Below are 12,987 nucleotides of genomic sequence, written 5' to 3' on the forward strand. Positions count from 1 at the left end.
TCCTTTATTCCTTGTTGCCGGGGGTTTCAGCGCCCGGCTTCTTCTCGTCGCTGACGCCCTGCTCGGCCTGGACGTCCTGCACGGAGCGCAGCTCGGCGTCTTCCTTCGGCACGCGGGTGGTTTCCTTTTCGTGCGGGCGCTTGCCCAGCAGGTAGTAGTCCAGCGCCTTGCGCACGATGGGCGCGGCCACGCTGGCGCCGAAGCCGCCGTTCTCCACCACCACCGCGATGGCGATGCGCGGCTTGTCGGCCGGGGCGAAGGCGGTGTAGAGCGCGTTGTCGCGCAGGCGCTCGGCGATCAGGTTGGCGTTGTACTTCTCGTTCTTCTTGATCGCCACCAGCTGCGCGGTGCCGGTCTTGCCGCCCGAGGTGTAGCCGGCGCCGGCGAACGCGCGCGCCGCCGTGCCGCCGGTGGTCACGCCCACCATGGCGTTCTTGACGATATCGATATGCTCCTGCTTGAGCGCGATGCGGTAGCTTTCCTTGGGCACCGTCAGCTTGCGCGCGCGCGTGACGCTGTCTTCGATGATCTTCACCAGGTGCGGCTTCATGACGACGCCGTTGTTGGCCAGGTTCGATACCGCGTGCGCCATCTGCAACGGCGTGTAGGTGTTGAAGCCGTTGCCGATGGCGATGGAGATGGTGTCGCCGCCGACCCACTTCTGCGCCGCCAGATTCTTCTTGAAGCGGTTGCGCTTCCATTCCTTGGACGGCAGCACGCCCTGCTTCTCGTGTTCCAGGTCGATGCCGGTCAGCTGGCCGAAACCGAACGGTTTCATGAAATCGCTGATGGCGTCGATGCCCAACTCGTTGCCGAGGATGTAGTAGTAGGTGTCGCAGGATTCGACGATGGACTTGTACATGTCGACCGTGCCGTGGCCGCCCGGTTTATCGTCGCGGAACTTGTGGCCGCCCAGCGTGAACGAGCCCGGATCGAAAATGGTCTGGCTCGGCGTGCGCTTGCCCAGCTCCAGCGCGGCCAGCGCCATGAACGGCTTGAAGGTGGAACCCGGCGGATAGGTGCCCGACAACGGACGGTTCACCATCGGCCGGTCCAGCGAGGTATTGAGTTCGTTCCAGCTTTGCGTATCGATGCCGTCGACGAACAGGTTGGGATCGTAGCCGGGCCGCGACACATAGGCCAGGATGTCGCCGGTCTCCGGTTCGATCGCCACCAGCGCGCCGCGCCATTCGCCGAAGGCTTCCTCCACCACTTTTTGCAGCTCGATGTCGATCGACAGTATCAGGTTGCTGCCCGGCGTGGCCGGCGTGCGCGACAAGGTGCGGATGGCGCGGCCGCCGGCCGATTTTTCCACTTCCTCGTAGCCGGTGATGCCGTGCAGCTGCTTCTCGTAGCTTTTCTCCAGGCCTTCCTTGCCGATATGGTCGGTGCCGTTGTAGTTGGCGGCGTCCTCGGTGTCGGCGATGGCCCTGGCCTCGGTGGTGTTGATGCGGCCGATGTAGCCGATCACATGCGAGGCGATCTCGCCCAGCGGATACTGGCGGAACAGGCGCGCCTGCACTTCCACGCCGGGGAAGCGGAAGCGCTGCGCCGAAAAGCGCGCCACTTCCTCGTCGGACAGGCGGGTGCGCAGCGGCACGCTCGCGAAGCCCTTGGACTCCTCCAGCAGCTTCTTGAAGCGCTTGCGGTCCTTGGTCTCCACCGTGATCAGCTTGGACAGCTCGTCGATGGTTTCATCCAGCGTCATGACCAGCTTGGACGGCGTGATCTCCAGCGTGAAGGCAGAGTAGTTGCGCGCCAGGACCACGCCGTTGCGGTCCAAAATCAGGCCCCGATTGGGCTCGATCGGGACGATGGCGATGCGGTTCTCTTCGGCCTGGGCGACGTAGTCGCTGTGCTTGTAGACCTGCAGCCAGATGAAGCGCGCCAGCAGCGAGGCGAAACAGAAGAACACCAGCACGCCCAGCACCGTCAGGCGCAGGCGGAACTGGTGCAGCTCGCGTTGGTTGTCCTTGAGTTCAGTCATGGTGTTCAGTCACTGCCCGGCCGGGGCGTCAGATCGGCCGGGTGTGGTCGCGGTCGACCGCGCGGCGCTGCGGCGCCAGCAGCAACCAGGTCGCCAGCGGCCACAGGGCCACGGCGATCACGCTTTCGACAAAGTAGAACCAGCCGGGGAATTTGCCGGACACGAAGAAGCGCACCACCAGCTGCACCGACTGCGCCATCAGCAGCAGCGGGAACACGTGCATGGCCTGCGTCAGCAGCGGGAACCACAGCACCCGCCGGTGCAGCATGATCGCGAAGTAGGACAGCAGCGTGTAGGCCAGCGCATTCTCGCCCAGCAGCGTGGAGTCATGCACGTCCATCAGCAGGCCGAGGAAGAAGGCGGTGCCGATGCCGACCTTGCGCGGCTGGTGCACGCCCCAGAACACCAGCACCAGCGCCACGAAATCGGGCACGCCGACGAAGTTCCCCCAGGGGAGCAGGTTCAGTAGAAACGCGCAGAACAGGCTGAAGGCGATGAACAGCGGGCTGACCGGCAGCAGGATATAGTGGGGACGGTTCATCGTGCCGGTTCCTTCGGTGTGGTGGCTGCAGGCACAGGCTGGGCGGCCGCGGCGGCCGGTGTCGCGGTTGGTGCGGTGGCCGGCGTGGCGGCGGCCGGCGCCGGCTTGGGCGCGGGCGGCGGCATCACCGGCATCAGGCCGGGCGGGCCGGCCGGCGCAGGCGCAGGCGCGGCGGCGGGTGCCGGGTCGACGCCCTCTTTCGGCGCCTCCTTGATCGGCGCCATCTTGTTGTTGTGCTTCTTGAGCGCGCGCAGCTCTTCCTCCGGCGGGCGCGGAGGCATCTCCGGCGTCGACATCAAAATCAGCAGCTGCGTATTGTTGGCGATGCCGGCCAGCGGCTGGCACACCACGCCGCCGAAGGAACCGGCCGCGCTGTTTTCCACCTGGCTCACGCGGGCCACCGCCAGGCCGGCCGGGTAGACCCCGTCCAGGCCCGAGGTGACGACGATGTCGCCCACCTGGATGTCCGCGTTGGGCGCCGTGAAGCGCAGCTCCAGCGCGCCGGACTTGCCGCGGCCATACGCCACGCTGCGCAAGCCGTTGCGCAGCAGCTGCACGGGGATGGCCTGCTCCTTGTCGGTCAGCAGCGTCACTTCGGAGGTAAACGGGAACACGCGCGTGACCTGGCCGACCACGCCCTGGTTGTCGATCACCGGCAGGCCGAGCGCCACGCCTTGCTGGGTGCCGCGGTCGAGGATCACCTTGCGGCTGTTGACGTCGCGCGCGTCGTACAGGATCTCGGCCAGCATCGACTTCACCGGCAGGTGCTGGCGGGCGTCCATCAGGCGGCGCAGCTGGCCGTTCTCAGCGGTTTGGAGCTGGGCCTGCTGCAGCACCAGCGCGCCGGCGATCTGCTGGCGTTTGAGCTCGCGCACCTGCTTTTCCAGCGACGACAAGGTGGAGAAATAATCGCCGACGCCGTAGATGGCGTCGCGCGGCAGCAAGGCCGCCATTTGCAGCGGATACAGCACGGTGGCCGCCCCTTTGCGCACCGTGGTCAAGCTGTGCATGCGTGAATCGATCAGCAGCAGTGCGATCGATATGCACGCGAATACCGTCATCTTGACGCGGGCGGAGGCGCCTTGCTTGAAAAGTGGCGGAGGACTGTATTCCATGACTTCCAATAATCCGGCGCTCGCGCGCCAACGAGACTGTCAACTCATCCCAATGCATCGGGGCCGCTGTTTCGCGGCCCCGTCTTTGTCAGATCACTCGTAGGAGAAGATCGAGCCCAGCTGGTCCATCCGCTCGAGCGCCATGCCCGAGCCGCGCACCACGCAGGTCAGCGGATCTTCCGCCACCAGCACCGGCAGCCCGGTTTCTTCCATCAGCAGGCGATCGAGGTCGCGCAGCAGCGCGCCGCCGCCGGTCAGCATCATGCCTTTTTCCGCGATGTCGGCGCCCAGTTCCGGCGGCGTTTGTTCCAGCGCGTTCTTCACGGCCGAGACGATGTTGTTCAGCGGGTCGGTCAGCGCTTCCAGGATCTCGTTGGACGAAATCGTGAACGAGCGCGGAATGCCTTCGGACAGGTTGCGGCCCTTGACTTCCATTTCCTTCACTTCCGAACCCGGGAAGGCCGAACCGATGGCCTTCTTGATCGCTTCCGCGGTCTGTTCGCCGATCAGCATGCCGTAGTTGCGGCGGATGTAGTTGACGATGGCTTCGTCGAACTTGTCGCCTCCCACGCGCACCGAACCTTTGTAGACCATGCCGCCCAGCGAGATGATGCCCACCTCGGTGGTGCCGCCGCCGATGTCGACCACCATCGAACCGGTGGCGTCCGACACCGGCAGGCCGGCGCCGATCGCCGCCGCCATCGGCTCTTCGATCAGGTACACTTGCGAAGCGCCGGCGCCCAGCGCCGATTCGCGGATCGCGCGGCGCTCAACCTGGGTCGAACCGCACGGCACGCAAATGATGATGCGCGGCGAAGGACGGAAGAATTTGGAGTCGTGCACCATGCGGATGAACTGTTTCAGCATCTGTTCGGTGACGGTGAAGTCGGCGATCACGCCGTCTTTCATCGGGCGGATCGCCTCGATGTTGCCTGGGACCTTGCCCAGCATCTGCTTTGCTTCTTTACCAACTGCCTGGATCGTCTTCTTGCCGTTAGGGCCGCCTTCCTGGCGGATCGCGACGACCGACGGTTCGTCCAGGACGATGCCCTGGCCGCGAACGTAGATCAGAGTGTTGGCCGTGCCCAAGTCGATGGCCAGATCGGTGGAAATATACCTGCGTAAAAAACCAAACATGTGTGTCCTGTGGCGCGACTGATGTGCGCGTAAGCCGTTAGAAAGAAATCCTGTGGTGACGCGGCGGCTGCAATGATTCAGCGCCGGCAACGCATCAACCCGCCATTCTACCTTATAATTTGAATGCGATTTGCCGAAAATCCCGCCAAAAGTGTATCGGTTGAGTCCGCGAGTTAAGCGGTAATCCTTTGCTTTTGCCAGCGAAAAGGCAGTATTTCCAGTTTTTTATCAATATAACAATTAAACCTTGCGCGGCCCATCCGCGCCATTCGCCATGTCCCTGACCCTATCCGACGTAACACGCATTGCCAAACTGGCACAACTTGAGATGAGCGAGCAGCAGAGCGCCACCGCGCTGGACCAGTTGAACGGCATTTTTGCGCTGGCCGAACAGATGCAGGCGGTCGACACCGACGGCGTCGCCCCGCTGAGCCACCCGCTGGCGGCGCACATGAACAACATCGCCCTGCGCCTGCGCGAAGACGTGGCCACCGAGGCCAATCGCCGCGAAGACTACCAGGCCGTCGCGCCCAAGACCCAGGACGGGCTGTACCTGGTGCCGAAGGTGATCGAGTAAGGACCGTTGTGTCCCGCCCCCTTCCCGATCACCGAATCTGAATTGAAACGCCATGCACACCAAAACCATTAAAGAGCTGTCCGCGCTGCTGCAAAGCAAAGCCATCACCGCCACCGAGCTGGCGACGCACTTCCTCGACCGTATCGAAAAGAGCGACCTGAACGCCTTCCTGCACGTGGACCGCGCGCTGACGCTGGCGCAGGCGGCCGAAGCCGACGCCCGCATCGCCGCCGGCACCGCCACCCCGCTGACCGGCGTGCCGATCGCCCACAAGGACATCTTCGTCACCCGCGACTGGCGCTCGACCGCCGGCTCGAAAATGCTGGCCAACTACGTCAGCCCGTTCGACGCCACCGTGGTGGAGAAGTTCCGCGCGGCCGGCATGGTCACGCTGGGCAAGCTCAATTGCGACGAATTCGCGATGGGTTCGGCCAATGAAAACTCGGCCTTCGGTCCGGTGAAAAACCCGTGGGACAAAACCGCCGTGCCTGGCGGCTCCTCGGGCGGTTCCGCCGCCGCCGTGGCCGCGCGCCTGGCGCCGGCCGTCACCGGCACCGACACCGGCGGCTCGATCCGCCAGCCGGCCGCGTTCTGCGGCATCACCGGCATCAAGCCGACCTACGGCCGCGTATCGCGCTTCGGCATGATCGCCTTCGCCTCGTCGCTGGACCAGGGCGGCCCGATGGCGCAAACCGCCGAAGACTGCGCGCTGCTGCTCAACGCCATGGCCGGCTTCGACGAACGCGATTCGACCTCGCTGACGCCTGAGATGGGCGGCATCGACGAAGACTACACCCGCGAACTGGGCCAGCCGCTGGCGGGCCTGCGCATCGGCGTGCCGAAGGAATACTTCGGCGAAGGCCTGGCCAAGGACGTGGAGGACGCCGTGCGCGCCGCGCTGGCGCAATACGTGACCCTGGGCGCGACTTTGGTGGATATTTCGCTGCCGAACACCGCGCTGTCGATCCCGGCCTACTACATGATCGCGCCGGCCGAAGCCTCGTCCAACCTGTCGCGCTTCGACGGCGTGCGCTACGGTCACCGCACGTCGGAGTACAAGGACCTGTCCGAGATGTACCGCAAGACCCGCGCCGAAGGCTTTGGCGCCGAAGTCAAGCGCCGCATCATGGTCGGCACCTATGTGCTGTGCCACGGCTACTACGACGCCTACTACCTGAAGGCGCAAAAGATCCGCCGCCTGATCGCGCAGGATTTCGAAGCGGTGCTGAACGGCCCGAACGCCGTCTGCGACGTCATCATGGGACCGGTCGCGCCGACCGTGGCCTGGGACCTGGGCGACAAGTCCGACGACCCGGTGGCCGCCTACCTGGCCGACATCTACACGCTGTCCACCAGCCTGGCCGGCTTGCCAGGCATGTCGATCCCGGTCGGCTTCGGCGCCAAGAACCGCCCGGTGGGATTGCAGATCATCGGCAAGCATTTCGGCGAAGCGAAACTGCTCAACGTCGCCCACCAGTACCAGCTGGCGACCGACTGGCACACCCGCGCACCTGCCGGCATCTAATACACCAAATACAGCGAGAACAATATGGAATGGGAAGTCGTCATCGGTCTTGAGAACCACGTGCAGCTCACGACCGAATCTAAAATTTTCAGCGGATCGCCGATCAAGTTCGGCGCCGAGCCCAACACCCAGGCCAGCCCGGTGGACCTGGCGCTGCCTGGCGTGCTGCCGGTGATGAACAAGCAGGCGGTGGACCGCGCGATTCGCTTCGGACTGGCGGTTGGCGCGAAGATCGCGCCGGCGTCCATCTTCGCCCGCAAGAACTACTTCTATCCCGACCTGCCGAAGGGCTACCAGATCAGCCAGTTCGAAGACCCGGTGGTCATCGGCGGCTCGCTGACCTTCGGCTACGAGAAGGATGGCGAATTCGTCACCAAGACCGTCAACCTGACGCGCGCCCACCTGGAAGAAGACGCCGGCAAATCGCTGCACGAAGACTACGCCGGCATGAGCGGCATCGACTTGAACCGCGCCGGCACGCCGCTGCTGGAAATCGTCTCCGAGCCGGAAATCCGCAGCGCCGCCGAAGCCGTGGCCTACGCCAAGGCCCTGCACTCGCTGGTGATGTGGCTCGGCGTCTGCGACGGCAACATGCAGGAAGGCTCGTTCCGCTGCGACGTCAACGTCTCGGTGCGTCGTAAAGGCGACGAGAAACTCGGCACCCGCTGCGAGATCAAGAACCTGAACTCGTTCCGTTTCATCGAAGAAGCCGTACACGTTGAAGTGCGCCGCCAGATCGAGTTGATCGAAGACGGCGGCAAGGTGGTGCAAGCCACCCGCCTGTACGATCCGGACCGCAAAGAGACGCGCGAAATGCGCAGCAAGGAAGACGCGCAGGATTACCGCTACTTCCCGGACCCTGACCTGCCGCCGCTGGTCATCTCCGACGAGTGGATCGCCCAGGTGAAAGCTTCGATGCCGGAGCTGCCGGCCGCCATGCGCGAGCGCTTCGTCAACGAATACGCGCTGCCGGAATATGACTCGCTGGTGCTGACCGCGTCGAAAGCGATGGCGACCTACTTCGTCGCCGTGGTGGACAAGGCCGGCAAGGAAAACGCCAAGGCCGCCGCCAACTGGCTGATGGGCGACGTCGCGTCGACCTTGAACCGCGAAGGCGTGGATATCGCCGACGCACCGGTCTCGCCGGCGCAACTGGCGCTGATGCTCAAGCGTATCGCCGACGGCACCATCAACAACAAGACCGCGAAAGAACTGTTCAGCGACATGTGGGCGGCCAAGTCGGCCGACGACAACCTGGTGGACGTGCTGATCGACACCAAGGGCCTGAAGCAGATCTCCGACACCGGCGCGCTGGAAGCGATCGTCAACGAGGTCATCGCCGCCAACGAAAAATCGGTGGAACAGTACCGTGCCGGCAAGGAAGCGGCGATCAACTCGCTGATCGGCCAGGCGATGAAAGCCTCGCGCGGCAAAGCCAACCCGGCGCAACTGACCGAGCTGTTGAAGGCCAAGCTGGCCGGTTAAGCGCTGTATTCCTTCAAAAACCGTCTGCCTGAACGCGCTCAAGATCGCGTTCGGCGCAGACGGTTTTTTTATCTCCATCCCCCATCCGTGAGAATGCGCGAGTATTCACGGATCGTAAACTGCTATCCTGTTCAACCCTACGACTGAAGACAAATTCAATGACCGATACGAGAATACGCCTGGCGGTTCCTGAAGACGCACCCGCCATCGCCGCGATGGCCGTGGCGCTGACCGAAGAAATCTCCCAGCGCCTGGGCGTGAAGACCTTCAACCTGGATCCGCAAAAAACCGCCAGCTTGTGCCACTTGCTGCTGCGCGAAGAAAAATACCTTGCGCTGATCGCGATCGCGGAAGGCGAAACGATCGGCTTCGTCGGCATCTCCGAAGGCCGCGCGCTGTACGCGGAGGGCGCGCTGGCGACCATGCAGGAATTCTTCGTCGCCCCGCCGTTCCGCGCCAACGGCGTCGGCGGCCTGCTGCTGAACGCCGCCTCCGAACTGGCGCGCAAGCGGCGCTGGAACCGTCTGGAAGTGTGCACGCCGCCGCTGCCTGAATTCGACCGCAGCCTGGCGTTCTATGAGCGTCACGGCTTCGAAATCACCGGCGGCCGCAAACTCAAGCGTCTGTTTACGGAAGCCCAATGAAAAACCTGATTGCCCTGCTGGCACTGACGCTGTCCATGCTGGCCCACGCCGCCACGATCGACTGGCCGTTGAGCTACGAGGGCAAGTCGAGCAACGCCTTCATCTGGGACAAGCGCGCCAAAGCGCTGATCGAGACTCGCCTTCCCGGAAAATTTTCCAGGGAAGTGTTGACGGGACTGGGCGGCCCGCCGGACCCGGTGTTTGTGGTGGATAAACGCTACGTCAGCGTATCGGCCTGCGAGGCGCACGCCTGCCCGTTCAAGGGCTTCTTCTGGATTGACACCCAGACCGGCCAAGGCCTGGGCGCGAATATCATCGACGGCGAACTACGCCTCGGCTCCAACAGCCTGTCCGCACAACAGATTCCAGCGGCGGCACGCCGCGCGCTGATCGACTGGATGAGCGCAAACGACGTTGCGCCCGTCAGCGTAGTATTCGTCGACCGCGCCGGCGCCAGCGCCAACATGGACGCCGCACAATTCAAGCCGACGGCACGCTTCGAGCCGGCAGCCGACGGTCCGTCCTACGATTGCAAGGCCGCCGCCACGAAGGTTGAAAAAACCATCTGCGCCGATGCGGCATTGGCCAGGCAGGATCTGGCGCTGGCCAAGCTGGTCAAGGAACTGCGCCAAGGCCACGACACCGTCGACGCCCGCAACCAGCTACGCGACTTCCAGCGCAAATGGCTGAAAGAGCGCGACGCCACCTGCGCCACCGCCGCCGACATCAGCGCCTGCCTGGGCAAGCAGTACCAAACCCAGAACGACCGGCTGATGAACTGGGTGCCGACACATTAAACAATGGGGTCAAGTCTGACATTCGGACACGAGCTCTACAGTAACGCCCCTATATGGCCGAGCTCGTGTCCGAATGTCAGACTTGACCCCATCAATATTGGCGGCGGCGTCAGCGATAGGCCAGCAGGTCCAGCACGACGCTGCCGTTCTCGCCGACCAGTTGCAACGCGGCGGGCGCGGTGTCGGCCGATGCCAGCGCCAGGCCTTTGTAGTTTCCTTCGGCGGAACTGCCGCAGCCGCTGGCGATCAACGTCAGCGCCGCTGCGCCGCCGTAGGTGGAGCTGAAGTCCACCTTGCCGGACAGTTTGCAGTCGCTGCTGCCAGCGCTGATAGCGCCGTCGGCGGCCACCGTGAACAGCACCGGCTTGCCGTCGATGAGCACCTGGTAGCTGCCGGCCGCATTGGCGGCGGATAGCGCGTTCAGCGCCACCGCCTGCGTGCGGTCGTATGCCAGCGTCACCATGCCGCTGCTGGCCACCGGTACGCGCCGGCCTTTGCTGCCATCGACCACGTGTATCACCGTCGCTGCGCCGTCGCCATCGGCCGACAGCAGCACATAACCCTTGCCGTCCTTGTTGGTGTAGATGCTGGCGCCGGACACTGTGTCGCCATTGGCATAGCCTTGCAGCGCGCCCTCGGCCAACACCGGCACGCTGCTGGTCGGCGCCGGCTCGCTGGTGGTCGAGCCATTGCATCCCGCCAGCCCGGCAACCACGGCCAGCAAGGCCGCCTTCATCGAGTTGTTCATTGAGCGATCCCGTTCAATTTGATCTTCATCGCGTCCTCAAAGGCGCGGCGCGCTTGCGGCACGCCTTCGACCGGAGAAATCGTCACCGCGGTCTTCGTGCCGATCACATTGTCTTCCGATGTCGCGGCGGTATCCTTGGGCAGCGTCACGCCGCTCGGCAGCACCGTGCCGCCGGTGGCCAGGCTGATGCCCGGCACCGGGAAGTTGACGCCGGAAGCCACGGCCAGCGGGCTGTCCGACAGCTTCTCGTAGAACGCCGGCAGGTAGCTGCTGGCTTTACCGATACGGGTGAAGCGGTACGGCAGCGCCGCGCCGGCGCCGGCACTGAAGTCCGGCACGTTGACGTTCAGGCCCACGCCTTCCGGCATCAGCAGTCCGCCGGCCTTGGTCTTGTTGGCGATCAGCGTATCCACCAGCTTGACCACGATGCCGGCCACTTCATACACGCGATGCGATGCAGGCAGCGCGCCGCTCCAGGTCACCTGGGTGGTGGTGGCGTCGCTGACGGCCATTGCCGGCAAGCCGCGGTTGATCATGTAGACCAGGTTGTTGAACGTGCCGCTGCTGGCGTTGATCGCACCGGTGTTGTTGCCTTCATTGGGCCCGGAGATCACCAGATCGGGCGCAGCGCCCCACTTCTTCTTGGCCAGCACATCGACGCCGTACAGGCAGGCCGCAACCGGCGTGCCGTTGACGTAGGAGACATCGGCATCGCCGGCATCGACGCCGACGCCGGGAGCGCCGGCGGCCAGGCCCAGCGCCACCGCGCCGCGCTCCTTGCCGGTCAGCGCGCCGATCGGGGTCAGGAAGGCGATGTAGCCGCCGCGCCCCGATTGATTGTCGATGGGCGCTGCCACCGCCACGCTATGTCCAGCGGCGATCAGCTTCGATTTCAGCGCGCGCAGGTTGGCGGCAGTGATGCCGTCATCGTTGCACAGCAGGATGTTCAGCGCGGAGGCCGGTGCGGCAGGCAAGGCAAAGACGCCGCACAAGGCGATGGCGCGCGCGGCGCTGTTGAAGCGGGAGGATGGCATGGCACTTCCTGTCGAATGAATAAGAACGCGGAAGTGTATTGATGCCGTGTTACGACAGCGTGACACGATCGCCAGCCATGCCTATACCCGCTATAAAGACGCAGCCACGATATGATGTGTGTTTCAATCCCATCAGGGCTGGCACACAATGAAATCGTCCTCGCTGGAGCAGGACCTGCGCGACCTGGTCCATTCCTCGGCGGAGCTGATGGCCGCGCTGTCGGCCGCCCGCAGTCTTGGACTCGATAGCTGGTGCATCGGTGCGGGCGCCGTGCGCACGCTGGTGTGGGATGCGCTGCACGGCCACGCCAGCCCTACGCCACTGGCCGACGTCGACCTGGTCTACTTCGCGCCGGGCGCGCCGCCGCAGCGCGACGCGGAACTGGAAGCACGGCTGCGGCAGCTGATGCCGGCGCTGGCGTGGGAAGTGACCAACCAGGCGCATGTCCACGCATGGTTCATGCGCGAATTCGGCCGCGAGGTCGCGCCGCTGCTGTCGCTGGAAGAAGGCGTGGCGACCTGGCCGGAATACGCGACCTGCGTCGGCGTTTCGCTGGACGCGAACAATACCATCCACGTGGTCGCTCCGCACGGACTGGAAGATCTGTTCGGACTGCGCGTGCGCCACAATCCGGCCCGCGCCGATGCCGACACCTACCGGCGCCGCGTCGTTTCCAAAGCCTTTGCGCAGCGCTGGCCGCTGCTGGCTATCGAATCACTCGAGTAGCGCGGCAATCGCCAGCGGGGTGCTGCTGGTGACGATCTGCCCCGCTTCCGGCAGCGCCGCAAAGCGATAGACGAACACCCTGAAAGTGGCGACCACATCGCCAGCAAAAGCCGGCCCCTCTTTCGCGGCCAGCATGGTGACGGCGCCGCCGGCCGCATGGAACTGCACCTGCGAGCTGTCATTCTTCGGATACGACAACTGCACGCCGGCGCAGCTTTTTCCCGCAGCCTCGCCGGAGTAGCGCAGGTAGGCCAGCAATTGATCGCAGGCGGTGCGCAGATCGGCGGCCGCGTAGACACCGTCCGGCCGCGTCACGATCGATACCCAGGCACCGGACCTGAGCTGTCCCGCCTTGCGGTTCACCGTCAGTTCCGCGTTGTCGTCATACGCCGCTTTGGAAAACGGGAACAGCGCGCGCCCCAACGCATCGAGCGGCAGCGCCAGGTGCGTGGCCTTGCTGTTGAGCGTCAGCCGCAGGCCGTCCGTGGACACGCTCTTGTCGCGCGGCCGGATCCGGAAGTGATTCTGCAAAAACTGTTTGGGCTTGCCATACTTCTCGAACCAGATCATCTGGCGATAGGCGTCCCGATACTCGACCCAGTCGGAGTCCTCCTGCGCGCTGGCGAACGCCGGCAGCAAGGCAAGACAGAGCAGGAGGAGTTTAAACATG

Annotated in this window: 13 protein-coding genes; 6 read left to right on the forward strand and 7 right to left on the reverse strand. The window is 64.4% G+C overall.

From position 1 onward, the window contains the following. Window positions 1-4 precede the first annotated feature (4 nt). The 4 genes from mrdA to AC1RMD_RS29360 all read right to left on the reverse strand — a co-directional run bounded on the left by mrdA (window position 5) and on the right by AC1RMD_RS29360 (window position 4,780). Entirely contained in the window at window positions 5-1,987 is a 1,983-nt protein-coding gene (gene mrdA / locus AC1RMD_RS29345) for a penicillin-binding protein 2 (protein WP_492932081.1), read from the reverse strand. A gap of 28 nt (window positions 1,988-2,015) precedes the next feature. Next, window positions 2,016-2,528 (reverse strand): rod shape-determining protein MreD, encoded by a 513-nt coding sequence (gene mreD / locus AC1RMD_RS29350; protein ID WP_020704839.1) that lies wholly within the window; start codon window positions 2,526-2,528, stop codon window positions 2,016-2,018. Next, complete coding sequence (gene mreC / locus AC1RMD_RS29355) at window positions 2,525-3,643, reverse strand: rod shape-determining protein MreC (protein ID WP_492932083.1); 1,119 nt, start codon at window positions 3,641-3,643, stop codon at window positions 2,525-2,527. Before mreC ends, mreD begins: the two co-directional genes overlap by 4 nt. A gap of 93 nt (window positions 3,644-3,736) precedes the next feature. Further along, complete coding sequence (locus tag AC1RMD_RS29360; RefSeq protein WP_008445008.1) at window positions 3,737-4,780, reverse strand: rod shape-determining protein; 1,044 nt, start codon at window positions 4,778-4,780, stop codon at window positions 3,737-3,739. 274 nt (window positions 4,781-5,054) lie between these two features. Here AC1RMD_RS29360 and gatC point away from each other — a divergent pair, with 274 nt between their 5' ends. The 5 genes from gatC (at window position 5,055) to AC1RMD_RS29385 (ending at window position 9,808) form a co-directional block, all read left to right on the forward strand. Then, window positions 5,055-5,357 (forward strand): Asp-tRNA(Asn)/Glu-tRNA(Gln) amidotransferase subunit GatC, encoded by a 303-nt coding sequence (gatC, locus tag AC1RMD_RS29365; protein WP_492932086.1) that lies wholly within the window; start codon window positions 5,055-5,057, stop codon window positions 5,355-5,357. Between the two features lie 52 nt (window positions 5,358-5,409). Then, window positions 5,410-6,882, forward strand: a complete 1,473-nt coding sequence (gatA, locus tag AC1RMD_RS29370) for an Asp-tRNA(Asn)/Glu-tRNA(Gln) amidotransferase subunit GatA (protein ID WP_492932088.1) — start codon at window positions 5,410-5,412, stop codon at window positions 6,880-6,882. Window positions 6,883-6,906: 24 nt separating this feature from the next. Continuing rightward, window positions 6,907-8,367, forward strand: a complete 1,461-nt coding sequence (gene gatB / locus AC1RMD_RS29375) for an Asp-tRNA(Asn)/Glu-tRNA(Gln) amidotransferase subunit GatB (RefSeq protein ID WP_492932090.1) — start codon at window positions 6,907-6,909, stop codon at window positions 8,365-8,367. Window positions 8,368-8,525: 158 nt separating this feature from the next. Further along, window positions 8,526-9,011: a GNAT family N-acetyltransferase gene (locus tag AC1RMD_RS29380; RefSeq protein WP_492932092.1), complete on the forward strand. Its 486-nt coding sequence runs from the start codon at window positions 8,526-8,528 to the stop codon at window positions 9,009-9,011. Then, the gene (locus tag AC1RMD_RS29385) at window positions 9,008-9,808 is read left to right on the forward strand and encodes a lysozyme inhibitor LprI family protein (RefSeq protein ID WP_492932094.1); all 801 of its coding nucleotides are present in this window, start codon (window positions 9,008-9,010) and stop codon (window positions 9,806-9,808) included. The genes AC1RMD_RS29380 and AC1RMD_RS29385 overlap by 4 nt, the downstream gene beginning before the upstream one ends. A 109-nt stretch (window positions 9,809-9,917) precedes the next feature. Here AC1RMD_RS29385 and AC1RMD_RS29390 read toward each other — a convergent pair whose 3' ends face one another. Together AC1RMD_RS29390 and AC1RMD_RS29395 are read right to left on the reverse strand one after the other, a co-directional pair. After that, window positions 9,918-10,556, reverse strand: a complete 639-nt coding sequence (locus AC1RMD_RS29390; protein WP_492932096.1) for a hypothetical protein — start codon at window positions 10,554-10,556, stop codon at window positions 9,918-9,920. Further along, window positions 10,553-11,590 (reverse strand): 5'/3'-nucleotidase SurE, encoded by a 1,038-nt coding sequence (locus AC1RMD_RS29395; RefSeq protein WP_492932098.1) that lies wholly within the window; start codon window positions 11,588-11,590, stop codon window positions 10,553-10,555. The genes AC1RMD_RS29390 and AC1RMD_RS29395 overlap by 4 nt, the downstream gene beginning before the upstream one ends. Before the next feature lie 148 nt (window positions 11,591-11,738). Between AC1RMD_RS29395 and AC1RMD_RS29400 the strand changes: the two genes are divergently transcribed. Further along, a complete protein-coding gene (locus AC1RMD_RS29400; RefSeq protein ID WP_492932100.1) occupies window positions 11,739-12,317 on the forward strand; it encodes a nucleotidyltransferase family protein in 579 nt (192 codons plus the stop codon). Here the strand turns inward: AC1RMD_RS29400 and AC1RMD_RS29405 are convergent. Continuing rightward, window positions 12,306-12,986, reverse strand: coding sequence for a hypothetical protein (locus AC1RMD_RS29405; protein WP_492932102.1), 681 nt, complete (start codon window positions 12,984-12,986; stop codon window positions 12,306-12,308). The genes AC1RMD_RS29400 and AC1RMD_RS29405 overlap by 12 nt on opposite strands. Window position 12,987: the final 1 nt, after the last annotated feature.

It is taken from the genome of Duganella sp. GW822-FHT06D06 (genome assembly GCF_058799615.1).